Below are 25,817 nucleotides of genomic sequence, written 5' to 3'. Positions count from 1 at the left end.
CGCGCTGCGGCTGGGCCGGTCGACAGGCCTAGAGCGCCGAACGCGGAAAGCGGATCACGATCCGGACCCCGCCCAGCGGGGAGGGTTCCGCATGGATCGTGCCCTCGTGGGCTTCGACGATGCGCGCGGCGATCGCCAGCCCCAGGCCGGCGCCGCCGCTCTCCCGGCTGCGCGAAGGGTCCACGCGGAACATGCGCTCGAACATGCGCGGCAGCAGTTCCCGCGGCACGCCGGGGGGCGAGTCTTCGACGCACACCGTGAGCCCGGCGTCGGCTTCGACGCGCACGCGGACTTCGCCGCCGGGGTCGGTATAGCGCAGGGCGTTCTCGAGCAGGTTGTTGAACAACTGGGTGAGGCGTTGCGGATCGCCGCGCATGGGCGGCGTGCTGGCCGGCAACCGGGTGTCCAGGGTCAGCCCGCGCGCGGCCAGGCGTTCGCGATACGGCCCGCAGGCCGCGCGCAGCAGGCCGGCCACGTCCACGTCGGTCATGCGATAGCGCATGGCGCCCACGTCGGCGAGGGAGAGCTCGTACAGGTCGTCGATCAGCTTGTTGAGGGTGGCCACTTCAGCCTGCAGCGACTCGAGCGACGCCGGGGTCAGCGAACGCACGCCGTCCTGCAGGGCTTCGAGTTCGCCGCGCAGGATGGCGAGCGGCGTGCGCAGTTCGTGCGAGACGTCGGCCACCATGTCGCGCCGCAGCCGCTCGTTCTTCTCGAGCGTGAGGGCGAGGTGATTGAAGTCGCGCGCGAGCTGGCCCAGCTCGTCGCGCGACATGACTTCCACGCGCGTGCCGTAGTCGCCGCCGGCCAGCCGGTGCGTGGCCCGGCCCAGGCGGCGCAGCGGGGCGAGCAGCCCGCGCGCCAGCAGGCCGCTCACCAGGGCAGCGAGCAGCACCGACAGGCCGATGATGATCCAGGTGGCCTTGAGCTGTTCGGCAAGAAAGCGCTCGTCGAGCGCGCTGGGGCCCTGGCCGCGCGGGATGGTGACCAGCCAGCCCACCGTGCGCCCGTCCACCTCGATCGCAAAGCGCGGCGTGTCCTGGCTCAGGTCGAGCTCGTCGGGCACGCCGGCGACGGGCGTACCGTCCACGTCCACCAGATAGTAGGGCGGCGGCACGAAGCGCGCCGGCGGCGGTGGCGCAGGGGGCTTGCCCGGCCCATGCTCGGGCCTGGCCTCGGCATGCTGCGGACCGGCGTTGGGGTCTGGCATGGAGCGCAGCATGCGCCACCAGCGGCGGGGCTGCTCGCGCAGGCCGTGCCAGCTTCCGGTCTCCTGGTAGTAGTCGGCGAGGACCCCGCTCAGCGCCTCGACGCGCCGGGCCTCGCGTTCGCGCACATAGCTGTCGAAACCGGACTCGAAGCTCGCGCGCACGGCCACCCCCATCGCGATGGCGACCACGATGCAGGTGGCGAGAATGGCGAGAAAGAGCTTGGAGGCGATGCCAAAGCGCATGGCGTGTAGGGGCGACGGCAAAGGCGAAGTGTTTCACGCACGGCTCCGCCGCCGCAACCCGGCGGAGCCGGGTTTCACAGAATCTCCAAGATTGCCGCGCTCTCGACGGCAATCCTCGTCTCGCCAGGGGCTGCGCTGCGCGCTCAGCCCGCGTCGCGCGGGCGCGTCTCGCGCATCGCGGGCAGTTCGTCGAAGGCGGCGAACCAGGCGGCGGTGCGAGGGTGCTCTGCGCGCCAGTCCAGGTCGGCGAAGCGGAAGTCCAGGTAGCCCAGGGCGCAGCCCAGGGTGATCGCACCGATGTCCGGCGCGCTGGTGGGCAATTCGGCGGCGATCGCCTCGATGGCGTCGACGCTGGCCTGCACCTTGGTGATCTGGCCGTCGTACCAGGGCTGCCACTGGAATTCGGCGGGACGGGCCGCGCGCTCGTAGCGCGCGAGCAGCGCGGCGTCGAGCAGGCCGTCGCCCAGCGCCTGGCGGCTCAGCACGGCCCAGCGCGCGGCGCCGCTCGGAAAGAGCGCGGGGCTGCCGTAGCGCTCGGCCAGGTACTCGCAGATGACGCGGCTGTCGAACAGCACCTGGCCGTCCTCCAGGACCGCGGTCGGCACCTTGGCGAGCGGGCTGCTGGCGGCAATGCGCGCGTCCCGGTTGACGGGGTGCGCCGCGCTGGGCAGGCACTCGATGTCGCCGGCGCAGCCGGCTTCGTGCGCCACGGCCATCACCTTGCGCACGTACGGCGAGGCGGGCGAGTAGAAGAGCTTGATCATGCTGGAAAATCTCCTCGGTCGACGGCAAGGAACGCCTTGCCGGTGTGGGTGTTCTCGTCGCCCGCCTGGCCGGCCGCAGGGCCGCCCAGGGGCCGGGTCAGGGCGCGTCGGCGGTGTTCAGCCGGTCGAGCAGCATGGCCTCGGGCAGCGCGCCGCTCGCGCGCGAGCCGTCGGCGAAGATGATGGTGGGCGTGCCGCGCACGCGCAGCTTGCGGCCCAGCTCGAGCATCTGGTCGATGGGCGCGTCGCATTCGGCCGTGGCGGGCTCCTGGTTCTGCAGCATCCACGCGTCCCAGGTCGCGCCCTTGTCGGCGGAGCACCAGACGTTGCGCACCTTGGTGGGCGAGTCCGGCGTCAGCATGGGATACATGAAGGTGTGGATGGTGATGTCGTCGACGTTGGCCAGGGTCTTGCGGAACTGCTTGCAGTAGCCGCAGTACGGGTCTTCGAAGACCGCGAGCTGGCGGCTGCCGTCGCCATGCACCTGCTTGAAGGCGAGCTGCATGGGCAGCTCGTCGAAGGAGACCGCCGACAACTGTTCGACGCGCTCGGCGGTGACGTTGCGCCGGCTGGCCGTGTCGATCAGCGTGCCCTGCAGCACATAGCTGACGTTCGCGTCGGTGTAGACCAGCTCGTCGCCGCCGATCACCACTTCGTACAGGCCGTAGGGCGTGTCGTTGACGGCTTCGACCGGGGCGTTGGGAAACATCTGCGTGAACTTCGCGCGCACGTTCGCGGCGGTGTCGGCGTGGGCGGCGGCTGCGCCCATCAGGGTCGCGGCGGCGAGCAGGCTGCAGGCGGCGTATCGGGACAGGGATTCGAACATGCGGAGTTCCTTGCGGCCCACGGCCGCGGGTGCGTTCAGAACTGGGAGGCGCGGCGGATCAGCAGGCGCTTGGCGAACGGCAGGCGCTCGACCAGGTCCATGCCGGCGCGCCGCAGCGGCCCCAGCGGTGCGTCGTAGAGGTGATAGAGGCCATCGGTGGCCAGGCGCATCGCCGTGACGGCCTCGGCGCGCGCGCGCTGGTAGCGGCGCAGCACCCGTTCATCGCCCGGCCCGCGAAACGGCTCGCGCGCGCCCACGGCCTCGGCCAGGGCATGGGCGTCGCCCAGCCCGAGGTTCAGGCCCTGGCCGGCAAGCGGATGCACGACATGCGCGGCGTCGCCCACCAGGGCCACGCCGGGCGCGGCGACGCGCGGCGCGGTCAGCAGCGCGAGCGGAAAACCCAGCAGCCGCGAGCGCGGCGTGAGTGCGCCCAACTGCTGGCCGGTGGCTTCGGCGAGCAGCAGGCCCAGCCGGGCATTGGCCTCCTCGGCCGGCAGCGCCAGCAGGGTGTCGGCCTCGCTGCGGCGCATCGACCAGACCATCGAGACCTGCGGCCGCGCGCCCTGCGTGTCGGGCATCGGCAGCAGCGCCAGCACGCCGCGCGGGGTGAACCACTGGCGGGCGACACCGCGATGCGGCAGCTCGGCATCCAGGTGGACGACCAGGCCGATGGCGTCGTAGTCCCGGCGTTGTGCGGACAAGCCTGCCGCCTGGCGCACCGGCGAGGCGGCGCCGTCGGCGGCGACGACCAGGGCTGTGGACAGGATCTGGCGCTCGTCGGTGAACAGTTCGATGCCGTGGCTGCCGGCGCGCCGGGTCAGGCCGGCGAAGCGCGCCTGCGTCCAGGCGACGCCGAACACCTGCAGGGCGTTGCGCAGCGCGCGCTCGAGCTCCTGGCCTTCGACGACGGCGGCGAGATCGGCCATGCTGGCCTGGCCGGCATCCAGATGCACGGTGGCACCGTCGCCCGACACCGCCATGGCAGTGACGGGGGCGATGCGGGCTTCGGGAATCGCGCTCCAGGCGCCCAGGCCGAGCAGGAAGTCGCGGCTGGCGGGCGAGATGGCGTAGACCCGGGGATCGTAGGTGTCCGGCGCGGGCGTCGGCAGCGGCGGCTTGGGGCCGAGCAGCGCGACGTGCACGCCCCGGCGAGCCAGCGCGAGCGCGCTGGCCAGGCCGGCGACGCCGGTGCCGACGACCACGGCATCGAAGGAGGAGGGGGAAGCTTGCATACGACAGCCTTTGCTGGACCTCCCCGAGTTTACAGGCTGGCGCCCAGAGCCGGCGCCGGCGGCCGGGCGGGGCCGCCAGCTTCCCGTCCCGACAGGTCGACATCAAATCGTAACGTCGGCCCAATAACCTGCGGCCCACCCATGAGTCATACAGCCGAGCAGGATATATCGACATGAGCAAGAACATCACCGACAAAGTCGTTCGCAACTCCAGCGACAACACGCCGTTCAGCGAGGTGCTCGAAAAGAGCCTGTCGCGCCGTACCTTCATGCGCGGCAGCCTGGGCGCCGCGTTCGCCACGATGACGGCCGGCTCGCTGGCCGCCTGTGGCGGCGATGGCGGCGACGAAGCTCCCACCGTGCCCGATCCGACGCCGACCCCGGAGCCGACGCCGGAACCGCTGAAGCTGGGTTTCGACTCGCTGCCCAACTCCATGACCGACGCCTGTGTCGTGCCGCCGGGCTACACCGCGCGCGTGTTCGCCCCCTGGGGCACGCCGCTGGACGACAATGCGGCCCCCTGGGACAGGAACGGCAACAACACCTCGAACGACTTGTTGCACTCCACCGGCATGCACCATGACGGCATGCGCTACTTCCCGCTGGACGGCAGCTCCAGCGAGGGCCTGCTGGTGGTGAACCACGAATACATCGACGAGAACGCTCTGCACCCGAATGGGCAGACCTTCGTCGAGGGCAAGCGCCCCGCCGAGGAAGTCCGCAAGGAAGTCAACGCCCACGGTGTGGCGATCATGCACATCCGCAAGGACGCCAACGGCGGCTGGGACATCGTCAGGAACTCGCGCTACAACCGCCGCTTCACGAGCGCCACGCCGATGAGCCTGGCCGGCCCCGTGGCGCGCACCGACTGGGTCAAGACCCCGTACTCGCCCACCGGCGCGCAGACGCGCGGCACCAACAACAACTGCGGCAACGGCTACACGCCGTGGGGCACCTACCTGACCGCCGAGGAGAACTGGGCCGCCTGTTTCGTCAACACCGGCGAGCAGCCGCGCGAGCAAAAGCGCGTGGGCATCGGCAACACGGTCGGCCGCTACCAGTGGGAAACCGCCGCCGGCGATCTCACCGAAGTGCAAGGCGAGTTCGCGCGCTTCAACATCGCCGCCACCGGCGGCGACGCCACCCAGGACTGGCGCAACGAAGCCAACACCTTCGGCTACCTGGTCGAGATCGACCCCTACGACCCGAGCAGCATCGCGACCAAGCGCACCGCGCTCGGGCGTTTTGCCCACGAAGGTGCGGCCTACAGCCTGCCGGAAGAAGGCAAGCCCCTGAGCTTCTACTCGGGCGACGATTCGCGCTTCGAGTACATCTACCGCTACGTCTCCGACGCCGTGTGGGACCCCCGGGACGCCGAGCGCACCGACCGCCTGGCCGTGGGCGCCAAGTACCTGGACAAGGGCACGCTGTACGTCGCGCGCTTCAACGACGACGGCTCCGGCACCTGGCTGCCGCTGACCGAGGCCAGCGTGGGCAAGGACGGCCGCACCCTGAAGGACGAGTTCGGCAGCCTGGCCGAGATCATCGTCAACACCCGCGGCGCCGCCGACTTCGTGGGCGCCACGCCGATGGACCGGCCCGAGTGGACCGTCGTGCACCCGAGCACGGGCGACGTCTACGTGACGCTGACGAACAACACCAGCCGCAACGCCCAGACCGGCACCAACGCGCCCAACCCCCGCCTGAACAACGCCAACGGCCACATCGTCCGCTGGCACGATGACGCCGCTTCGGACACGTTCCGCTGGGAAATCTTCGTCTTCGGTTCGGACGCCGGCGCCGATGCCGATACCAACCGCTCCGGCCTGACCGAGTTCAACCAGCTCGCCAGCCCGGACGGCCTGGGCTTCGACGATCGCGGCATCCTCTGGATCCAGACCGACAACGGCATCGACGGCGGCCGCAACAATGCCGTGGCCAAGTCGACCAACGACCAGATGCTGGCCGTGATCCCGAACGCCGTGGGCGAGATCGAGGGCGTGGGCCCGGTCATCGACTCCGGCAACCAGGCCGATCTGCGCCGCTTCTTCGTCGGCCCGAACGAAGCCGAGATCACTGGCTTCGCGTACACGCCGGACTTCACCTCGATCTTCCTGAACATCCAGCACCCGGCCAACTGGCCCGCCTACGATACGGACGACGCAACGGTCGTTCCGTCCAGCGATGTGCGTCCGCGCTCCTCGACGGTGGTCATCCAGAAGGCCGACGGCGGCCCCATCGGCGTCTGACCAAGGGCCCGGGCGGGCCCTTGGGGTGGCCGGGCAGGCGCTGCCCGGCCATTCATTTCAACGGCCCATTGCGCTGCGCGCAAACCGCAACGCATGAAACTGCGGCGATGCGATCCAGGGCACAGCGGATCCGGCTTCGCCGGTCCGCCAGTGCCCCCCCCGGGGGGGGCGCGTCAGCGCGTAGGGGGGCTCCATTCAGTGAACGGCATAGCTCGCCGGCGACGGGCCATGGTAGGTTCCAGGCATTGCCGAGTGCCCCAAGGGCCGGCCCACCCTGCGGCGGGTCGAGCTTGGGGCGGCCCGGCGTTTCCTTGAGAGCGAGTCAACCATGTCGAGCACGAAGCTGTCCCTGTCTGCGGCCGCTCTGGCGTGCGCGGCGCTGCTGCTGAGCGCCTGCGCGACAGTGCCTGCGGCGTCGCCCACCGCCGCATCATCGCCCGCCGCTTCCATCGCCCAGTCCGCCCTGTTGCGCCAGGACGCGATCAAGGGCGCGTACGAAATCGCCGTCCACCCCGCCAGCGGTTCGGTCTTCGTCGCCTCCACCCCCTCGTTCGAGCCGGCCTACCCCGGCTACGTCCACCGCCTCGACGCGCGCACGCTGCAGGTGCAGCAGGCCATCCAACTGCCGCGCCGCGCCTTCGCGCTGGGTCTGAACCGCGCCACCGGCACGCTCTATGTGGGCAACACCCTGGACGGCTCGCTGACCGCGGTCGATGCGGCGAGCGGCTTCGTCAAGGGCGTGTTCCAGCTCGCCCAGCCGGAAAAGGGCGAGGACGGCAAGGAGTCGGTCGCCCATACCCGCAAGGTGCTGGTCGACGAGAAGCACGACCGCGTGTTCGTCACCAGCCCCGGGCGGGCCGGCAAGGTCTGGATCGTCGATGGCGCCACCGGACAGGTGCGCCACACCGTCGAGACCGGCGAGCCCTGGACTGCCGGCGTAGCCTACGACGAGGCCGCCAACCGCCTGTATGTGAGCCAGGGCGGCATCGACGAAATCCTGGCCATCGACCCGGACACCGGCGCCATCGTGCAGCGCTTGAGCACCGGCGACAGCAAGGACAGGCAGAAGCCCGAGCACTTCTTCATCAACCTGGCCATCGACGCGCAGGGCGGGCGGCTGTTCGCCATCGACGCCAGCACCAACCAGGTCTACGTTGTCAACGTCGCCGACGGCAGCGTCGTGCGGCAAGTGCCCGTGGGCGGTATCGGCGCCCTGGACATCGCCTACAACCCGCAGCGCAACGAGTTCTACACCACCCATCGCGGCGTTTCGCGCGAGCGGCCGGAGGGCACGGGCGCGGTCACCGTGTTCGATGCGAGCACTTACGCCGTCAAGCGCGTGATCGACCTGCCGGCGCACCCGAACAGCCTGGCGCTCACGCCCGACGGCACCACCTTGTACGTCACGGTCAAGGCGCCGCACGGCGAGAAGCACCCGGCGTTCCGCAAGGACGCGCTGGACGGTGTGGTGCGCATCGATCTGTAAGAGGGAGAGGGCGCGGGTATCATGGACCGGCGCGCGCTGGACGCGCTTTCTTCGTTCCGCCAGGAGTCACGACCATGACCGACAGCTTTGCCACCGCCGACCTGTATGACGAACACGGCGAGAACTGCGCCTCGTGCGAGACCCAGTTCCGCCAGTACGGCGGCAGGCGCGTCTTCGGTGGACGCATCCGCACCGTGCAGTGCTACGGCGACAACGCGCTGGTGCGCGAAATCCTGAATGGCCCGGGCAACGGCGACGTGCTCGTCATCGACGGCGGCGGCCTCATGGTGAGCGCCCTGATGGGGGACCTGATCGCCGCGGCCGGCCAGCGCAACGGCTGGGCCGGCGCGGTCATCAACGGGCCGGTGCGCGACACCGCGGCCCTCGCGCAGATGGATTTCGGCGTCAAGGCGCTGGGCTCGAACCCGCGCAAGAGCGCCAAGGCCGGTGCCGGCAGGGCCGACGTGCCGGTGAGCTTCGGCGGCGTGGTGTTCACCCCCGGCGCCTGGCTGTACAGCGACGACGACGGGATACTGGTGGCGGCCGAGGCGCTGGTGTAGGGCATATCTTGGCCTGACGTTACCAGAGGTGTTTTTCTACGCTACGTTGCTGTCGTCCTCGGTGGCGTAGACCACCCCACAGGCCAGGGCAGCCGAAGTGCCGGCGGGCCAACCGGCATAAAAGGCGAGATGCACCATCAGCTCATCGAGCTCCGATCGAGTGACACCGTTGTCCAGGGCGCGGCGCAAATGGACCTGGAGCTGTTCGTGATGCCCGAGCACCGCCAGGACGGTCACCGTCACGAGACTGCGGTCTCGCTTGGAGAGCGCCGGATGTTCCCAGAGCGACCCGAACAGGACTTTGTCGGTCAGCTCGGCCAGGCGTGGATTCACGCCGCGAAGCCTCTTGAGGGGGGTAGATGGTTCAGATTCGGCCATGGACGATCTTTCCAGTGGGAATTCAAAGGCAGATGGAGACGCTCTTGACTTCGGTGTAGGCGAGCACGCCCTCGTCACCGCACTCCCGGCCCCAGCCCGATTGCTTGACGCCGCCGAACGGAATGGCCGGATCGATGCCGCCGTGGACATTGACAGAAACCATTCCGGACTGGAGCAGACGCGTCATCGTGTGAGCGGTGCGCAGATCGCGTGTCCAGACACTGGCGGATAAGCCGAAAGCGGAATCGTTGGCCTGCTTCGCGATGTCTTGCAGATCGTCGTCGAATCGCGATACGCAGAGCACAGGGCCGAAGATCTCCTCCCGCATGACCGTCATATCGGAACTGACGTCGGCCAGTATCGTGGGTTCGACGAAAAATCCCGGCATGGTCGACATTTCGTCCGCGCGGCCGGTGAGCAGCGTCGCGCCTTCGTCCAGGCCGCGACTTATGTAGCCGAGCACGCGTTCCCGATGGCGTGCCGAGACCATCGGCCCCATCTGGCTTGCTGGGTCGAAGCCGTGTCCAAGCTTGATCGCGCGTGTACGGCGCACGATATCTTCCACCACCTGGTCGTGAACCGACCGGTGAACGAACAGCCGCGAGCCCGCCACGCAGGTCTGTCCGGCATTGCGGAAAATCGCGCCGAAGGCACCCGCAACGGCTTGATCGAGATCGGCATCGGGGAAGACGATGACTGGTGACTTGCCACCGAGTTCGAGAGTCACGCGCTTCAGATTGCCGGTCGCGGCGCGCGCCACCAGGCGGCCGGTCTGCGTCGAGCCGGTGAACGAAATCTTGTCGATATCGGGATGTTCGGCCAGTGCTTGGCCGACGGCAGCTCCGCCGGTAACGATGTTGACCACACCTGGAGGGATGCCCGCATCGAGTATCAGCCGTCCGAGCCACAGCGCGCTCAGCGGAGTCTCCTGGGCGGGCTTGAGCACGACCGTGCAACCGGCTGCGAGCGCCGGCGCGAGTTTCTGCGCCGTCAGCATCAACGGCGCGTTCCAAGGCACGATGAGCGCGGCCACGCCGACCGGGTCGCGTGTCGTGTAGGCGTGCCAAGTCCCGGCCCGTGATGATGGAATGGTCTGGCCGCACAGCCGCGTGCAGGCACCCGCCGCGTATCGGAATTGCTCTGCGGCCACCCGTATCATCATGCTCCGGTTGTCCGTGAGAAGCATGCCGGCGTTCAGGGTTTCGACCTGCGCGAGGGGCTCGATCGATGACTCGATCAGATCCGCCAGGTGGTTCAGCGCTCGCGAGCGCAGGGCCGGTGTCATCGTGGACCACGGACCTCTTGTCAGAGCCTCGCGAGCGGCTTGGACGGCACGCTCGACGTCGGACTGCCCGGCCTCGGCAGCCGTCGAGATCACCACACCTCGCGCGGGATCGATGACGTCGGATCTGCACACGGCTTCGCCTGCCGAGAACTCTGCGTCAATGAAGAACCCGTGAGGCTCCTCGATGAATCGGGCGACACTGGGGAGTAGTTGCTCGGTTACGTCATGCATGAATGAACTCCGGCAGGGCGCTAAGGAAGGCGATCAGGCGTGCCGATCATGCAAACTACTGCGGCTCGACCTTGGCCTTGTGTGCGGCCACTCGGTAGAGCGGAATCTCATGATTCAACAAAGCCGTCAATTCGGCTGCTGTACTGGTTGCAGGCTCGATACCCAGTTGCGCCATTCTCTGTCTGACCGAGGGGTCCTGCATGCTTTGTTCGACGACGGCTCGAATCCGGTCAAGGGCGGCAGGCGGTGTTCCAGCCGGAGCGAACAGCGCCGACCAGAAGCTCATTTCGAAACCGGGCACCCCCGCTTCCGTGATGGTCGGTACGTCGGGCAAGGCCGAATAGCGCGACCCGCCGCTGACGGCCAGTGCCCTGAGCGTGCCGGCTTGCACTTGAGGCAGAACACCCGCCGCGTCCAGCAAGGACGCATCGATCTCCCCACCCATCAAGGCGGCGACGACCTGGCTGGTGCCGCGATAGTTGATGTTCTGGAACTCGATGCCGGCCTGCTCGAAGAAGAGAGCCGCCGCGAGCTGGAAGGAACTCGATCCCGAACCGACGTTCAGAGCCGTCGGTGCGCGCTTCGACGCTTCGACGAACTCACCCAAGGTCCTCGCCTTGTTCTCCGGCCGAACCGCGACAACGATGGGGATGTTGCCCATCAGCGTGATGGGCGCGAAGTCCTTCACGGGGTCATACCGCAGCTTCGCAAACAGTGAGGGATTGATCGCCATGGCACTGCTCGGGCCCACGAGCAACGTATAGCCGTCTGCCGGCGCGTTCTTGACTGCCTCGACTGCGATCATGCCGCTTGCGCCTGTACGGTTTTCCACGACGAAGGATTGCCCTAGCGCCTTCGTCAGTTGCTCCGCCATCAGCCTGGCAAGGATGTCGTTGCCGCCACCTGGTGCAAAGCCGACGACCATCGTCACCGGTCGGGTGGGATAGGCCGAAGACGCACTGCTGGATTGAGCCGGTACGGCCGGTTGGGACAAAGTCATCATCGCGCCCATAACGCTCAGAGCGACGAAACGGGGGAGGGAGGTCAGAGGCATGAGCGGCTCCACATCGGTCAAGGATGAGACCTGGTGTTTTCCATTCTATGAGTTCACGCTCGTCGGCGTTGTGCCCTGCGCGTCAGCCAGCTTGACCTTCAGCGCCAATGCTCCTTTGTGAGTACAAGTTCGGGCACAACGCCGTTTGTTCAGCCGTTATCGACGTGCCGATCGACGTCGACTCGCGTAGTTGGAGCCCGCCACGAGCCGTTGACGCTTTCAGCAAATTCCAGTGTCGCTGTCGACGTGGATCGAATTACTGGAGTGAATACAATGGTTGTGCGGATGCATGAAAGGGCATTCCCGGGCCAATTCTCGCGACGTTGCGTCGCCACGAATTCGCACTCTGTCAGGAGGATCTAGCCGTGCCGTATCACATCGAGACCTGGGACCATCCGCAAATGAGCGCGCGCCGAAGCGAACTGCGCGACCGGCACATCGCCTACCTCGAATCTCAGGCGACGCGTCTTCTGGCTTGCGGGCCGAAGCTCAATGACGATGGTACGAGCGCGGGCGGCGGCATCTACATCGTCGACATCGACGATCGTGAGCAAGCCAGGCGCTTCATCGAGGCCGATCCGTATTGCATTGGCGGGTTGTTCCGCGACATCGTCATGACGCAATGGCGAAAGGCCTTTCTCGATGGCCGATCGTTTCTGCGGCCGCCTGGCTGAGACACCATGCAGATTCGACCGGCATCCCGAGAGACCCGAACCCATCACTACATCGTCATCGGCGCAGGATCTGCAGGCGCCGCCCTGGCGAGCCGCTTGACGCAGGATCCGTGCATCAAGGTACTGCTGCTCGAAGCGGGCGGGCGCGACGCTCACCCCTATTTGGGCATGCCGCTGGCATTCCGCAAGGTATTGGGTCATCCCGACTACAGTTGGAACTATCGGTCGGAGCCTGAGCCGGGACTGAACGGTCGACGCCTGGATGTGCCCCGGGGCAAGACCTTGGGTGGCAGTTCCTCGATCAACGCGATGATCGGCATCAGAGGCCACCGGCGCGATTACGATCAACTGCGGGAAAGCGGGCTGGCCGGGTGGGGTTTCGACGACGTCCTGCCGTATTTCAAACGGCTCGAGAGCAGTTGGCGAGGCGCCGGCCCGTTTCATGGCGCCGATGGGCCGGTGCTGATCACGTCGATGCGCCATCCGGATCTGCTCTATGAACCGTTGCGAGATGCGGCGATTGCGGCCGGATGCACCGAATGTGCGGACCCGAATGCGGAGAGCCCGGAGGGCATCAGCCGTGTCGACGCGACGATTGGCGATGGACGTCGTTCCAGCACTGCGCGAGCCTATCTGGTCGACGCCCGCAAGCGGCCGAACCTGGACATCGTCACCGGGGCGCTGGTACAGCGCATCGTCGTCGAAGGCGGCCGTGCAACGGCGGTCGAGTACCTGCACCAAAAGCGTGTGGTTCGCGCACGCGCCGGGCGCGAGATCATCCTGTCCGCCGGTGCCTACGACACGCCGAAGATCCTGATGCTCTCCGGCATTGGCCCCGCCGCCCATCTGCAATCCGTCGGGGTCGAACCGATTCTCGATCTACCAGGCGTGGGCCGGAATCTGAGTGAACATCCGAACCTGATGATGTTCTTCAAGGCCAAGGAGCGCCTCGGGCTCACCAAGTGGCTGAGGTTCGACCGGGCGGCACTCGCGGCGGCTCGCTGGATGTTCAGACGGGATGGCGTGTTCGCGACCAACGGCGCGACCGCCAACATTTTCCTGCGTACTCGAACCGGATTGGATCGCCCCGACGTGCAAGTCATTTGCATGTCGGTCGACAATGCCGCGCAACTCTGGTTTCCGCATCTGACCGACCCGCCCCGCTTCGGATTTACGGCACGGGTCGGCAACTTGCACCCACTCTCCCGCGGCCGGGTGACGTTACGCTCACGAGCGCCGACCGACGCGCCGCGAATCCTCTTCAATATGTTCGACGATCCGCAGGACATGGCGACGATGATCCGGGGCGTGCGGGCGTGTCGGGACATCTACGGCACGAGTCCGCTGCGCGATCTGATCTCAGGCGAGGTGTTTCCGGGCCCGGCCATGCAATCGGATGAGCAACTGGCCGAAGTCATCCGGAGCCACGCCGGCCATCGCTCCCATCCGGTCGGCACGTGTCGGATGGGACATGATGATCTTGCCGTCGTGGACGAGCGGCTGCGCGTTCATGGCATTCAAGGCTTGCGCATTGCCGATGCATCGGTGTTGCCGACGCCTATCAGCGGCAATACGAACCTTCCGTCGATCATGATCGGCGAGAAGGCGCATGACCTTATTTGCCGCTCGTAGTGGGTGCGACGACTTAGCTGCAGGTTCGCGCTCCCGTCGCCCGCGTCTGGCCACCCGTTCAGCGCTCGTACGTCACGAACGCATACCGATAACCGTTCTCTTCCGGCTGCGGCTCGCGCGCGGTCTCGCGCCAGCCTGCCGGCAGCGCCGGAAACCAGGCGTCGCCCTCGATGTCCGCGTCGATCTCGGTGGCGACGACGCGGCGGGCCATGGGCAGGGCGAGCCGATACAGCATTTCGCCGCCGATGACGTAGGCCTCCGGCGCGCCGGCGCTGACGGCCAGCGCCTCGTCCAGCGAGGCGACCACGGTGGCCCCCTCGGCACGGTAGTTGGCGTTGCGGCTGACCACGAGGTTCAGCCGCCCGGGCAGCGGGCGGCCCAGCGATTCCCAGGTCTTGCGGCCCATGATGATGGGCTTGCCCAGCGTGCTGCGCTTGAAGTGGGCCAGGTCGGCGGGCAGGCGCCAGGGCAGGGCGTTGTCGCGGCCGATGGTGCGGTTGCGCGCGTAGGCGACGATGAGGGAGAGGTCGGTCATGGGGCGGCGGGGCCCGGTGGGCGCGTTTCTTGCCCTCGGGCTGGGGCGTATGCAATGCTCGGCATTGTAGTGCGCCTCACCTCTTCGCTACGGTCGTCCCATCGTGCTCAAGTTTCTCGCGCAGGAGCGCTTGCTGGCGCTGGCCATTGTGGTCGGCGCCTTGGCCTATGCCTTCGAGGGCAGTCTCGTCGCCATGGGCCGCTGGTCGGCGCTCGGCGCCGCCGTGGCGCTGATCGCGGCCATCGTCTGCACCTCGCTCAGCGTGGCGCACCGCGCCGAGCTGCTCGCCGAGAAAGTGGGCGATCCCTACGGCACCATGATCCTCACCTTGTCGGCCGTGCTGGTGGAGGTGATCGTGCTGGCGATCATGATGACGCACGAGCCCACGCCCACGCTGGTGCGCGACACCATCTATGCCGCGGTGATGCTGGACATCAACGGCATCCTCGGCCTGGCCGCGCTGATGGGCGGGCTCAAGCACGGCGAGCAGGCCTACAACGACGACTCGGGCAGGACCTACGGCGTGATGATCCTCACCGCCATGGGCATCTCCATGGTGGTGCCCGAGTTCATCCCGCGCGACCGCTGGGAAATCTATTCGATCTTCACCATCGTGGCGATGCTGACCCTGTACGCGCTGTTCCTGCGCATGCAGACCGGGGTGCACAGCTATTTCTTCAGCTACGCCTATCCCGAGAAGCGACGCCCGCGCTCGGCCGGGCGGATGCGCGCGGTCGGCGCGGTGGCCGGCGGCCTGGAGGCGGCGGACAAGCCCGGCAACGGGCGCGACAGCCTGCGCGTGTCGATCGGCGTGCTGGTGTTCGGCGTGATCCTGATCGGCTTTCTCGCCGAACTGATGTCGCCCGCGCTGGACGTGGGGCTGGAGGGGGCGGGCGCGCCGCCCATCCTGCTTGCGCTGGTGGTGGCGACCATCTCGGCCTGCCCCGAGATCCTGACCGCGCTGCGCGCCGCGCTGGCCAACCGCATGCAGTCGGTGGTGAACGTGGCCATGGGCGCCTCGCTCTCCACGGTGATCCTGACCGTGCCGGTGATGGAAGCCTGGGCGCTCTACCTGGGCGCGCCCTTCCAGATGGCGATGACGCCGGTGCAGACCGTGATGGTCATGCTCACCCTGATCGCGGCGGCGATCAACCTGAACGATGGCCAGAGCAACGCCATCGAGGGGATGACGCACTTCGTGCTGTTCGCGACCTTCCTGATGCTGTCGTTCCTGGGGCTGTAGCCGCCTCAGTGCGCGCCCGCGGCTTCCTTGCTCGCGCCGCCCGCGCGGATGGGACGCGCCAGCCACACCAGGCCGATCAGCAGGAGGAAGATGCCGGTCGAAATGTAGAAAATGTCGGTGGCCGAGAGCGTCGCAGCCTGCTGCTGGATCAGGTTGTTGATCGTCGACAGGGCCTGCTCCAGCGACAGCCCGCGCGCCTGCAGGCCCTGGATGGCCTGGTCGGCGACCGGGTTGCCGGGGTGGATGCTTTCGGTCAGTTGGGCGTGGTGCAGCGTGGTGCGGTCCTCCCACACCGTGGTCGCCACCGAGGTGCCGAAGGCGCCGAAGGACATGCGCACGAAGTTCGACAGCCCGGCCGCGCTGGGGATGCGCTCCGGCGCCAGGCCGGACAGCGTGATCGACACCAGGGGCACGAAGAAGGCCGCCATCGCCGCGCCCTGGATGATGGTCGGGATGACGATGGTGCGGATGTCCGCCTGGGTGTTGAAGCCCGAGCGCAGGTAGCTCACCACGGCGAAGACGGCGAAGGCGGCCGTCACGAGGCGCCGCGGGTCCTGGGTGGCGAGCAGCTTGCCCACCACGGGCGTCAGGATGATGGCGAGTATGCCCACCGGCGCCGTGACCAGGCCCGCGTAGGTGGCGGTGTAGCCCATGGTGGTCTGCAGCCACAGCGGCAGCAGGACCACGGTGCCGAAGAACACGCCGTAGGCCACGGCCAGCGTCATGCAGCCGATCGTGAAGTTGCGCAGCGCGAACAGGCGCAGGTCCACGATGGGATGCTTGTCGGTGAGCTCCCAGATCAGGAAGAACACGAAGGTGACGAAGGCGATGACGGCGAGCAGGATGATCTCGCCGCTCTGGAACCATTCCAGTTCCTTGCCCTTGTCCAGCATGATCTGGAACGCGGCCACCCAGATCACCAGCAGGGCCAGGCCGACCTTGTCGATCGGCAGGTTGCGCGTGGCCGACTCGCGGTGCTGGTAGATGCGCCAGGCGGCCCAGGCGGCGACCAGGCCCACGGGCACGTTGATGTAGAAGATCCAGGGCCAGGAGTAGTTGTCCGAGATCCAGCCGCCCAGCAGCGGCCCGGCCACCGGCGCCACCAGCGTGGTCATCGACCACAGGGCCAGCGCCATGCCGGCCTTGGCCTTGGGGTAGCTCGCCAGCATCAGCGTCTGCGACAGCGGGATCATGGGCCCCGCGACGGCGCCCTGCAGCACGCGGAACAGGATGAGCATCTCCAGGCTGGGCGCGAAGCCGCACAGCCAGGACGTGAGCACGAAGAGCAGGACCGACCAGACGAACAGCCGGACCTGGCCGATGCGCTGGGTGAGCCAGCCCGTCAGCGGCAGGGAGATGGCGTTGGCGACCGCGAACGACGTGATCACCCAGGTACCCTGGCTCGAACTGACGCCCAGGTCGCCGGCGATGGCGGGGATCGATACGTTGGCGATGGACGAGTCGAGCACGTTCATGAACACCGCCGCCGACAGCGCGATGGTGCCGAGCGTGCGCTGGCTGCCTTCCAGCGGCGGGTATTCCTTCGGGGGAGCGGCCTGTGCCATGGCGAATCTTTGCGCGTGTCCGGTCAGCCGCCGTTGCGGGTGACCGCCAGGCGGGTATGCGGCTGTTGCGCGACGGGGGCGGGAGCGGGCGCGCCGCCGGCGCCGAGATGCGTGGCGATGATGCGCTCGATGACGCCGCGCGCCTGGGCCTGCGCGTCGCTGAGAACGTTCACGGCATAGCTCGAATCCTTGCGCCGCCCGGCCGAGAGGGCCGGCCCGCTGGTGTCGGAAATGTCCACCTCGACGTTCATCGACAGTCCGAGCAGCAGCGGGTGTTCGCGCAGTTCCTCGGGGTCGAGTTCGATGCGCACGGGCACGCGCTGCACCACCTTGATCCAGTTGCCGCTGGCGTTCTGCGCGGGCAGCAGGGCGAACGCGCTGCCGGTGCCGGCGCCCAGGCCGGCCACCTTGCCGCGATAGGCCACCTTGCTGCCGTACATGTCCGCGTGCAGCGTGGCGGGCTGGCCGATGCGCATGCTGCCGATCTGCACTTCCTTGAAATTGGCATCGACCCACACCTGGTCGAGCGGTACGACGGCCATCAGCGCCGTGCCGGCCGCCACGCGCTGGCCGAGCTGGCCGCTGCGGCGCGCGACATAGCCCGATACGGGCGCCTGGATCTCGGTGCGCGCGAGGTCCAGGTAGGCCTGGCGCACCCTGGCGGCCGCCAGGCGCACGTTGGGGTGATCCTGCACGTCGGTGCCGGCGGTCAGGGTCTCGTTGCCCGCCAGTCCCGCCTTGGCGTTGGCCACGGCGGCCTCGGCGGCCGCCAGCGCGGCCTGCGCCGTTTCGACGGTGGTGCGCGCGTGCAGGATTTCCTCGCCGCTCACCCCGCCCGACTGCGCGAGCGCCTGGCGCCGGCGCAGGTCGGCCTGGGCCCGGGCAAGGGCGGCCTTGGCGCTGGCGGCGTCGGCCTGGCGCGCGCGGATCTGCGCATCGAACCCATCGTTCTGCACGTACAGCGTGCTCACCTGGCGCACGGTCTGCGCAAGCTGCGACTCGGCCTCGGCCAGCGCCACTTCGACATCGGCCCGGTCCAGCTCGACCAGGGTCTGTCCGGCTTGCACGAAATCCGTGTCGTCGGCGTGCAGCCCGGTGATGGTGCCGGCAATCTGCGGCGTGATCTGCACCAGGTCGCCCTGGACGTAGGCGTCGTCGGTGGACTGGAAGTGGCGCGCGATGAGGAACCACCAGGCGCCGTAGGCGGCGGCCGCGATCAGGAAGACCAGGGCGGCGATGAGCAGCAGACGCTTGCGCGGCGAACGCGGGGTGGCGGCAACGGTATCGGGGGCGGCTGACATGATGGGATCTCTGGGCTCCGCCCAAGGGCGGAAACGGATGGCTGTTGTGTCGGTATTTGCCTAGGCAGTGATTGGGGCGAAAAAAACGCCCGTCAAGGCGCGGCGCCGTTGGCCAGCATGCGGCGGATCATGCCGGTGAAGGCGTCCAGTTCGTCGGTCGAGATTCCGCGCAGCAGGCGGTTCTGGGCGGCCGCGAGCGCATAGGGCAACTGCCCCGCACGGGCGCGCCCTTCGTCGGTGAGCTCGAGCTTGACCCTGCGCCGGTCGGTCTGGCTGCGCAGGCGGCGCAGCAGCCCCTTGGCTTCCAGGCGGTCCAGCGTGCGCGTCATGGCGCCCGTGTCCACGCCCACCAGCCGCGCCAGCTCGACCGGGTTGTCGGCCATGCCCTTGGCGAGGAGGAGGATGGGGCGCCACTGCATGGCGGTGAGGTCGAGCGGGGCCACGCGCTGGTCCACCTCGCGGTGCAGCGCCTGGCTCAGTTGCTTGACGAGATAGCCGACCGTTTCCTCGCCCACCATGTTGTCGCCATGGTAGGGGCCGGACGGTTCGGTGGTGGACTGCGGGGAAGGGCTGGACATGACGATTCGCTGACTAGGCAGCGATATTACGCCGCCCGTTGGCGAAGTCAAGCGCGGGGCCGCGCGCCGTGTTCAGACCGCCACGTCGCCCTTGATGTGCGGATGCGACTGGTAGCCCACGATCTCGAAATCATCGTAGGCGTAGTCGAACAGGCTTGCGGGCTTGCGCCGGATGTCGAGCCTCGGGTAGGGATAGGGCTCGCGCGAGAGCTGCAGGTCCACCTGCTCGAAATGGTTGCTGTAGATATGGCAGTCGCCGCCGGTCCAGATGAACTCGCCGGGTTCCAGATCGCACTGCTGGGCCACCATGTGGGTGAGCAGCGCGTAGCTCGCGATGTTGAAGGGCACGCCGAGGAAGATGTCGGCGCTGCGCTGGTAGAGCTGGCACGAGAGCCGGCCCTCGGCGACGTAGAACTGGAAGAACGCGTGGCACGGCGGCAGCGCCATGCGCGGAATGTCCGCCACGTTCCAGGCCGAGACGATCAGCCGGCGCGAATCCGGATTGCGCTTGATCTCGTCGATGATCTGGCGGATCTGGTCGATGTGGCCGCCGTCGGGCGTGGGCCAGGAGCGCCACTGCACCCCGTAGACCGGGCCGAGATCGCCGTCGGGCGCGGCCCATTCGTCCCAGATGCTGACCCCGTGCTCCTGCAGCCAGCGCACATTGCCCTCGCCGCGCAGGAACCAGAGCAGTTCGTAGATGATGCTTTTGGTGTGCACCTTCTTGGTGGTCACCAGGGGAAAGCCCTGCGCCAGGTCGAAGCGCATCTGGTAGCCGAACACCGACACCGTGCCGGTGCCGGTGCGGTCGGTCTTGGCGACGCCGTTCTCGCGCACGTGGCGCATGAAATCTTCGTACTGGTGCATACTGGAGGATAGAACTTGCGTGGCGCGCCGGGAGGCGCGCGCCGGTTCCTTGCATTGTAAGCGCTCCGCTCCCGCCCGATTTCCTCTCTCAGGGTTCTATCGCATGTCAAGTCCGCTCATCGACTGCTCTACGCTGGCTGCCCGTCTCGGACGCGACAACGTGCGCGTGTTCGACGTGCGCCACGATCTGGCCCGTCCCGGGGCGGGGTTCCAGGCGTACCGGGAAGCGCGGATTCCGGGTGCGATCTTTCTCGACGTGGAAACCGATTTGTCCGGGGCGCGCACCTCGACCAACGGCCGCCACCCGCTGCCGGCGCGCGCCGCTTTCCGGCAGCGCATGGTCGAGGCCGGCGTGGGCGAGGACGATCTGGTGGTCGCCTACGACGCGCAGGGCGGTGCCATGGCGGCCCGGCTCTGGTGGATGATGCGCTGGATCGGACACGCCCAGGCGGCGGTGCTCGACGGTGGCTGGCCGGCCTGGCTGGCGCAGGGGCTGCCCGTGGACGACGCGCCGCTGGACGAGCAGCGTGCGTCGTCCGGCGCCGCCGCCAGCCCGCTGCACCTGAACGAGCCGCTGGTCGGTTCGGTGAGCGCGGACGAGGTCGCCGCCAATCTCGAGCGCCCCGAGTTCCTGGTGCTCGATGCGCGCGCCCACGCGCGCTACCTGGGCGAGGTCGAGCCGCTCGATCCCGTGGCCGGGCACATTCCGGGCGCGCTGAACCGTCCGCACACGGAGAACCTGGCCCAGGACGGCCGCTTCAAGCCGGCGCAGGCGCTGCGCGAGGAGTTCGCCGCGCTGCTGGGCGAGCGCGCCCCGCACCAGGTCGTCCATCAGTGCGGCTCGGGCATCACCGCCTGTCACAATCTGCTCGCCATGGAGCATGCCGGGCTGACGGGCTCGCGCCTCTATCCCGGCTCCTGGAGCGAATGGTGCGCCGATCCCCTGCGGCCGGTGGCCTGATTCCCGGCGCGTCCCATGCACGATGAAGTCGTTGAGTTGCGGGTCGAGCACGAAGGCGACATTGTGCGCGCGCGCCAGCTCGCCCGCTTGCTGGGCGCCGCCGCGGGCCTGGCCGACGGCGGTGAACGCCTGGCCGGCATGGCGGCCGAAGCGGCGCGCTACGTCTTCGCCGACTGTCAGCCCGCCTACCTGCGCTTCTGGCTGGGCGCCCTCGCGCCGCAGCGCCGTGCTCTGGGGCTGGAGGTGTCGTGCCGCCGCCGCGACGGGCAACTGCTGAACCAAGACAACCGCGCGCTCGCGCCCGGGTTGTTCGAGGCCTTCGGTACGGTGGACCAGCACTCCATCGACCAGTGCGGCGACGACACCCGCATCCGCCTGCATCAGTGGCTGGTGCCCGGCCACGCCTTCGATGCCGGCAGCCTGGAGCGGCTGCGCGCCGATTTCGGCATGACGGTGCGCGGCGTCACCATGGCCGCGGTGCGCCTGCAGAACCATGAACTGCTCACGCAGATGCTGGCGCTCCAGCAATGGCAGCACCGGCTGGCGCCGGGCGGCGGCGTTGCCGCGGAGCTGCACGCGCAGATCGGGGTGCATGCGGCCGACCTCGCCCGCCTGGCGGCGGCCAATTCCCGTTTTCTCGCCAGCGTGGGGCATGAGCTGCGCGGGCCGTTGTCCTCGATCTACGCGATTTCGCGGCTCCTGCTGGCGCGCACCGACGGCGAGCTCACCGACGAGCAGGAGACGCAGGTGCGCCTCATCCATGAGGCGAGCGGCGAATTGCTCGCCTCCGTGGACGACCTGGCCGACCTGGCGCGTATCGAATCCGGCACGATGGTGCTGCGCCTGGGCGAGTTCGACGTGGGCGAGCTCTATACGCGGCTGCGCGACACTTTCGGCGCGCTGGGCGCCAAGCCCGGCGTGGTGCTGTCCTTCGAGGTGCCGCCGGGCCTGGTGGTGTTCTCGGACCGGCACAAGGTGGCGCAGATTCTGCGCAACCTGATCGTGAACGCGCTGAAGTTCACGCTGGAAGGCGCCGTGCGGGTGAGCTGCACAGTCGATGCCGAGCATGTCCGGCTGCTGGTGGCCGACACCGGCATCGGCATCGCCCCGGAGGATGTCCAACTGATTTTCCGTGAGAACGTGCAACTGGCCGGCGATGCCGGCGTGCGTCCGCTGGGCGCCGGGCTGGGACTGGGGCTGGCACTGTCGCAGCGCCTGGCCACGGCCATCGGCGGACGCATCGAGGTGCAGAGCGAACCGCGGACAGGTTCGGTTTTTGCTTTGAGGATACCGCGTCGTTATCTGGCCGGGAACGACTCGCCCAAGGATGCTTGGTCGGCGGAGTCCGGCTGAGTGCGGGCGACGGCTCAGGCCGTGGCCGCACGGCAAATCGCGGAGCTCGTTGTGGATTCAGTGTCGCCCACCCCCCTCATTCTCAACGTCGACGACGGGGATGGCGCACGCTATGCCAAGGGTCACATCCTCAGGAAGGCCGGCTACGGCGTGATCGATGCGGCCAGTGCCAGAGCGGCCTTCGACGCCATCGCCCGGCAGCGTCCGGATCTGGTGCTGCTCGACGTCAAACTGCCCGACATGGACGGGCGCGACGTGTGCCGGCGGCTCAAGGCCGATCCGGCCACGGCCGGTATCGTCGTGTTGCAGACCTCGGCGGCCTTGATCGACTCGGACAGCCGGGTGCGCGCCTTCGATGCCGGCGCCGACGGGTTTCTGGTCGAACCGATAGAGCCGGAGGAGCTGGTGGCCAACGTGCGCGCCCTGCTGCGGCTGCAGCGGGCCGAGCGCGCGCGCGACGAGAGCGAGAGCCGCCTGCGCGAGATGGCGGGCGCGCTGGCGGACGTATTCTGGGTGTACCACGCCGGCGAGGGCAGATTCGAATACGTCAGCCCGGCCTACGAACGACATTGGGGCTGCGATGCGGCCTCGCTCTATCAGGATGCGGCAGCCTGGTTCGCGCACGTTCATCCGGACGACCGTGACATTTTGAAGGCACATTTCACGCGCCTGGGCGATGGCGCCGGCTACGAGGCCGAATACCGCATGCACACGGCCGGCGACGAGCCGCGCTGGGTTTGCGAGCGTGTGCTGGCGCTGGACGAGGGCGCGTCGCGGCGCTTTGCCGGCGTGTCGCAGGACACGACCGTGCGCAAGCAGGCCGAGCTGCGGCTCAGGCAGGCCGACCGGCACAAGGACGAATTCCTCGCCATGCTTTCGCACGAGCTGCGCAGCCCGCTCGCTCCCGTGCGCAGCGCGGTCGAGCTGCTCAAGGCCAATCTCGCGCAGAGCGCGCCGCCGGATGCGCGTGCGCTGGCCATCGTGAGCCGGCAGGTGGGTCATCTGGCCGAACTGGTCGATGATCTGCTGGATGTCTCGCGCATCAACCACGGCAAGATCCGGCTGCGCATCAAGCGCGTGCGTCTGGACGGTGTGCTGAACGCTGCGCTCGACGCGGCCGAAGGCGAGGCCCGGGCCAGGGGCCACGCGCTGACCCTGAACCTGCCCGAAGCGTCCGCCTGGGTCGACGGCGATCCGACCCGGCTGCTGCAGTTGTTCGGCAATTTGCTCAGCAACGCGATCAAGTTCACCCGGCCGGGCGGCCATATCGAGGTTGGCTATCGCTGCGCGGACGGCGCGGTGCGTGCCTGGGTGCTGGACGATGGCGAAGGCGTGCGCCCCGAGCTCGCGCCGCGCATCTTCGACATCTTCATCCAGGAGGAGGCCGGCCTGGACCGCTCCCAGGGCGGCCTGGGCATCGGTCTGGCGCTGGTGCGGCGGCTGGCCGAGATGCACGGCGGCAGCGTCCGGCTCGAGCCGGGCGTCCAGGGGCGCGGCAGCCGTTTCGTGGTCGAGCTGCCGGCGCTCGAGGCACCGGCGCCGCCGATGGCGCAGCAGGGCGCGCCGCTGCACGCACCGACGGGCCGTACGCTGCTGGTGGTGGACGACAATCCGGATGCGCTGGAGGCGCTGACGCTGGTGCTGCAGGCCAACGGACACACGGTGCACATGGCGGCCAGCGGCGAAGAGGCGCTGAGCCTGGCGGCCGCACACCGGCCGGACCTCGTCCTGCTCGACATCGGCCTGCCCGGGCGCGACGGCTACGACGTGGCCCGCGCGCTGCGGGCACAGCCGGGGGGCGATGCCACCGTGCTGGTCGCGCTGACGGGCTATGGTTCGGCCTACGATCGCGAACGCGCGGCCCAGGCGGGTTTCGACCACCATGTGGTCAAGCCCGCCGATTTCGACCTGCTGCGCAAGCTCATCGCCACGCTGCCCGCGCCCCGGCCGGGCGCGCAGGCGCCGCGCCAGCCTGCGCCGGGCGACCCGTTCACCCGGGCCTAGGCCGGGCGCCCGCGGTTTGCTCAGCGCGGCAGGACTTCATCCATGCGCTCGACCGGCCGGCACAGGCGCGCGCCGCGGTCGGTCACCAGGATCGGCCGGTTGATGAGCACCGGCTCCTGCAGCATGAAGTCGATGAGTTCGTCATCCGTCCACTTCCGATCGGCCAGGCCTAGCGTCTGGTACGGCTCGGCCTTCTCGCGCACCAGCGCGCGTACCGGCTCGCCGGTGGCCGCCACGATCGCCTGGAGCGTGGCCCGGTCGGGCGGCGTCTTCAGGTACTCGATGATGCGGGGTTCGTGGCCGCGCTCGCGCAGCATCTCCAGCACCTTGCGCGAGGTGCTGCACTTGGGGTTGTGATAGAGCGTGATCTCTGACATGCGATGGTGGCGCGCCCGCGCGGGAGCTGAGGTGAAGAACCCCAGACGATAGCACTGCTCGGGCATCGGGGTTTCTACCGACTCGGCGAAGAAAACATCCTCGGCCATACTGTTGGATATCAAACTATTAATGCCGGAGGCCCGCGTCCCAGCGCGAGGGCGCGGCGCCACAGGAGACAGACATGGCGATTTTCCGACCCTTTGCCGGCGTGCGCGCGCTCGTTGCCGCTACCGCCCTCGCGCTGGGCGCGCTGGCCGCGGGCCCGGCGCTGGCCCAGGATTGGCCGGCCAAGCCCGTGCGCGTGGTGGTGAACTTCCCGCCCGGCGGCGTGGCCGACGTGCTCGCGCGCCTGATCAGCCAGTCGATCGCGCAGACCCTGGGCCAACCCTTCGTGATCGAGAACCGCGCGGGAGCCAACGGCAACATCGGCGGCGACGCCGTCGCCAAGGCCGACGCCGACGGCTATACCTTTCTCTTCAGTTCGGGCGGCGTGGCCTCGGTCAATCCGCACATCTACCCGAACATGCCGTTCGACCCGGCCAAGGACCTGACGCCGGTGGCCGCCGCCGCCCGCGTGCTGGTCTACCTGATGACGCGGCCGGATATTCCCGCCAAGGACGTCACCGCCTTCATCGCCCATGCCAGGGCGAACCCGGGCAAGCTCACCTACGCGTCGCCGGGCAACGGCAGTTCGCCCCACCTGGCGAGCGAAATGCTGAACGCCGCCACCGGCATCGAGTCGGTGCACGTACCGTATCGCGGCGCGGCGCCGGCCATGGTCGATCTGCTGGCCGGCCAGGTGGACTACATGTTCGATCCGGGCGTGGGCCTGGAGCACGCCAAGGAGGGCAAGCTGCGCCTGCTGGCCGTGGGCAGTCCCACGCGCTCGCCGCTGTTCCCCGACACGCCCACGCTCGCGGAGGCCGGCATCGAGGGTTTCAACGCCGACACCTGGTTCGGCTTCTACGCGCCTGCCGGCACCGATCCCGGTATCATCGAGCGCCTGAACGCCGAGGTGAACCGCGTCCTCGCCCAGCCGGCCGTGCAGCAGCGCATCGTCGACATCGGCGGCGAGGCCGCGCCCATGTCGCCGCAGGAGTTCGCGCAGAAGGCGAAGGAAGATTCGGACCGCTACGGCAAGCTGATCCGCGATCGCGACATCAAGGCGAACTGAGGCGCCGGTTGCCGGGGTGGGGCACGGATCGAGC

General features: G+C 68.5%; 22 protein-coding genes and 1 pseudogene. 10 read left to right on the top strand and 13 right to left on the bottom strand.

Going from position 1 to position 25,817, the window contains the following annotated elements:
- Window positions 1-28: 28 nt before the first annotated feature.
- The 4 genes from baeS to FOZ76_RS15935 all read right to left on the bottom strand — a co-directional run bounded on the left by baeS (window position 29) and on the right by FOZ76_RS15935 (window position 4,275).
- Window positions 29-1,453 carry a sensor histidine kinase efflux regulator BaeS gene (gene baeS, locus FOZ76_RS15950; RefSeq protein WP_143949491.1) on the bottom strand — a complete coding sequence of 475 codons (1,425 nt, stop codon included), beginning with the start codon at window positions 1,451-1,453 and terminating at the stop codon, window positions 29-31.
- 143 nt (window positions 1,454-1,596) lie between these two features.
- Window positions 1,597-2,214 carry a glutathione S-transferase gene (locus FOZ76_RS15945; RefSeq protein ID WP_143949490.1) on the bottom strand — a complete coding sequence of 206 codons (618 nt, stop codon included), beginning with the start codon at window positions 2,212-2,214 and terminating at the stop codon, window positions 1,597-1,599.
- 100 nt (window positions 2,215-2,314) lie between these two features.
- Complete coding sequence (locus FOZ76_RS15940; RefSeq protein WP_143949250.1) at window positions 2,315-3,043, bottom strand: DsbC family protein; 729 nt, start codon at window positions 3,041-3,043, stop codon at window positions 2,315-2,317.
- Window positions 3,044-3,078: 35 nt separating this feature from the next.
- Window positions 3,079-4,275 (bottom strand): FAD-dependent monooxygenase, encoded by a 1,197-nt coding sequence (locus tag FOZ76_RS15935; protein WP_143949249.1) that lies wholly within the window; start codon window positions 4,273-4,275, stop codon window positions 3,079-3,081.
- Window positions 4,276-4,448: 173 nt separating this feature from the next.
- On the opposite strand from FOZ76_RS15935, the gene FOZ76_RS15930 reads away from it, so the two are divergent.
- The 3 genes from FOZ76_RS15930 to rraA all read left to right on the top strand — a co-directional run bounded on the left by FOZ76_RS15930 (window position 4,449) and on the right by rraA (window position 8,570).
- Complete coding sequence (locus tag FOZ76_RS15930; protein ID WP_143949248.1) at window positions 4,449-6,524, top strand: PhoX family protein; 2,076 nt, start codon at window positions 4,449-4,451, stop codon at window positions 6,522-6,524.
- A 328-nt stretch (window positions 6,525-6,852) separates the two neighbouring features.
- Complete coding sequence (locus FOZ76_RS15925) at window positions 6,853-8,010, top strand: YncE family protein (protein WP_143949247.1); 1,158 nt, start codon at window positions 6,853-6,855, stop codon at window positions 8,008-8,010.
- 74 nt (window positions 8,011-8,084) lie between these two features.
- The gene (gene rraA, locus FOZ76_RS15920) at window positions 8,085-8,570 is read left to right on the top strand and encodes a ribonuclease E activity regulator RraA (protein ID WP_143949246.1); all 486 of its coding nucleotides are present in this window, start codon (window positions 8,085-8,087) and stop codon (window positions 8,568-8,570) included.
- Between the two features lie 36 nt (window positions 8,571-8,606).
- Here rraA and FOZ76_RS15915 read toward each other — a convergent pair whose 3' ends face one another.
- The 3 genes from FOZ76_RS15915 to FOZ76_RS15905 form a co-directional block, all read right to left on the bottom strand.
- Window positions 8,607-8,903 (bottom strand): carboxymuconolactone decarboxylase family protein, encoded by a 297-nt coding sequence (locus FOZ76_RS15915; protein WP_246129553.1) that lies wholly within the window; start codon window positions 8,901-8,903, stop codon window positions 8,607-8,609.
- 67 nt (window positions 8,904-8,970) lie between these two features.
- Window positions 8,971-10,464, bottom strand: coding sequence for an aldehyde dehydrogenase family protein (locus FOZ76_RS15910; protein WP_143949244.1), 1,494 nt, complete (start codon window positions 10,462-10,464; stop codon window positions 8,971-8,973).
- 55 nt (window positions 10,465-10,519) lie between these two features.
- Complete coding sequence (locus tag FOZ76_RS15905) at window positions 10,520-11,518, bottom strand: Bug family tripartite tricarboxylate transporter substrate binding protein (protein WP_143949243.1); 999 nt, start codon at window positions 11,516-11,518, stop codon at window positions 10,520-10,522.
- Window positions 11,519-11,883: 365 nt separating this feature from the next.
- Here FOZ76_RS15905 and FOZ76_RS15900 point away from each other — a divergent pair, with 365 nt between their 5' ends.
- Window positions 11,884-12,192: a YciI family protein gene (locus FOZ76_RS15900; RefSeq protein ID WP_143949242.1), complete on the top strand. Its 309-nt coding sequence runs from the start codon at window positions 11,884-11,886 to the stop codon at window positions 12,190-12,192.
- 6 nt (window positions 12,193-12,198) lie between these two features.
- Window positions 12,199-13,824 (top strand): GMC family oxidoreductase, encoded by a 1,626-nt coding sequence (locus tag FOZ76_RS15895; protein WP_143949241.1) that lies wholly within the window; start codon window positions 12,199-12,201, stop codon window positions 13,822-13,824.
- A gap of 58 nt (window positions 13,825-13,882) precedes the next feature.
- On the opposite strand, the gene FOZ76_RS15890 is transcribed toward FOZ76_RS15895, so the two are convergent.
- Window positions 13,883-14,359, bottom strand: a complete 477-nt coding sequence (locus FOZ76_RS15890; protein ID WP_143949240.1) for a dihydrofolate reductase — start codon at window positions 14,357-14,359, stop codon at window positions 13,883-13,885.
- A 103-nt stretch (window positions 14,360-14,462) separates the two neighbouring features.
- On the opposite strand from FOZ76_RS15890, the gene FOZ76_RS15885 reads away from it, so the two are divergent.
- Window positions 14,463-15,602, top strand: a complete 1,140-nt coding sequence (locus FOZ76_RS15885; RefSeq protein WP_143949239.1) for a calcium:cation antiporter — start codon at window positions 14,463-14,465, stop codon at window positions 15,600-15,602.
- Window positions 15,603-15,607: 5 nt separating this feature from the next.
- On the opposite strand, the gene FOZ76_RS15880 is transcribed toward FOZ76_RS15885, so the two are convergent.
- The 4 genes from FOZ76_RS15880 to FOZ76_RS15865 all read right to left on the bottom strand — a co-directional run bounded on the left by FOZ76_RS15880 (window position 15,608) and on the right by FOZ76_RS15865 (window position 19,913).
- Window positions 15,608-17,167, bottom strand: coding sequence for a DHA2 family efflux MFS transporter permease subunit (locus FOZ76_RS15880; protein ID WP_143949238.1), 1,560 nt, complete (start codon window positions 17,165-17,167; stop codon window positions 15,608-15,610).
- A 23-nt stretch (window positions 17,168-17,190) separates the two neighbouring features.
- Complete coding sequence (locus FOZ76_RS15875; protein WP_143949237.1) at window positions 17,191-18,468, bottom strand: HlyD/EmrA/EmrK family protein; 1,278 nt, start codon at window positions 18,466-18,468, stop codon at window positions 17,191-17,193.
- 92 nt (window positions 18,469-18,560) lie between these two features.
- Window positions 18,561-19,046 carry a MarR family winged helix-turn-helix transcriptional regulator gene (locus tag FOZ76_RS15870; protein WP_143949236.1) on the bottom strand — a complete coding sequence of 162 codons (486 nt, stop codon included), beginning with the start codon at window positions 19,044-19,046 and terminating at the stop codon, window positions 18,561-18,563.
- 72 nt (window positions 19,047-19,118) lie between these two features.
- Window positions 19,119-19,913: a thymidylate synthase gene (locus tag FOZ76_RS15865; protein ID WP_143949235.1), complete on the bottom strand. Its 795-nt coding sequence runs from the start codon at window positions 19,911-19,913 to the stop codon at window positions 19,119-19,121.
- Window positions 19,914-20,016: 103 nt separating this feature from the next.
- On the opposite strand from FOZ76_RS15865, the gene FOZ76_RS15860 reads away from it, so the two are divergent.
- Genes FOZ76_RS15860 through FOZ76_RS15850 form a run of 3 tightly spaced genes read left to right on the top strand, consistent with a single transcriptional unit; the run spans window position 20,017 to window position 24,231 of the window.
- Window positions 20,017-20,874 (top strand): sulfurtransferase, encoded by an 858-nt coding sequence (locus FOZ76_RS15860; protein WP_143949234.1) that lies wholly within the window; start codon window positions 20,017-20,019, stop codon window positions 20,872-20,874.
- Between the two features lie 15 nt (window positions 20,875-20,889).
- Window positions 20,890-22,227 (top strand): sensor histidine kinase, encoded by a 1,338-nt coding sequence (locus FOZ76_RS15855; RefSeq protein ID WP_143949233.1) that lies wholly within the window; start codon window positions 20,890-20,892, stop codon window positions 22,225-22,227.
- Between the two features lie 60 nt (window positions 22,228-22,287).
- Window positions 22,288-24,231: a hybrid sensor histidine kinase/response regulator gene (locus FOZ76_RS15850; RefSeq protein ID WP_170235484.1), complete on the top strand. Its 1,944-nt coding sequence runs from the start codon at window positions 22,288-22,290 to the stop codon at window positions 24,229-24,231.
- 23 nt (window positions 24,232-24,254) lie between these two features.
- Here the strand turns inward: FOZ76_RS15850 and arsC are convergent.
- Window positions 24,255-24,608 (bottom strand): annotated as a pseudogene (gene arsC / locus FOZ76_RS15845) (arsenate reductase (glutaredoxin)); the annotation flags it as partial.
- 182 nt (window positions 24,609-24,790) lie between these two features.
- Here arsC and FOZ76_RS15840 point away from each other — a divergent pair.
- Window positions 24,791-25,783, top strand: coding sequence for a Bug family tripartite tricarboxylate transporter substrate binding protein (locus tag FOZ76_RS15840; protein WP_143949231.1), 993 nt, complete (start codon window positions 24,791-24,793; stop codon window positions 25,781-25,783).
- Window positions 25,784-25,817 lie beyond the last annotated feature (34 nt).

This window comes from Verticiella sediminum (genome assembly GCF_007558815.1).
GTDB lineage: Bacteria > Pseudomonadota > Gammaproteobacteria > Burkholderiales > Burkholderiaceae_B > Verticiella > Verticiella sediminum.
This window is presented reverse-complemented; position numbering and strand designations above follow the sequence as displayed.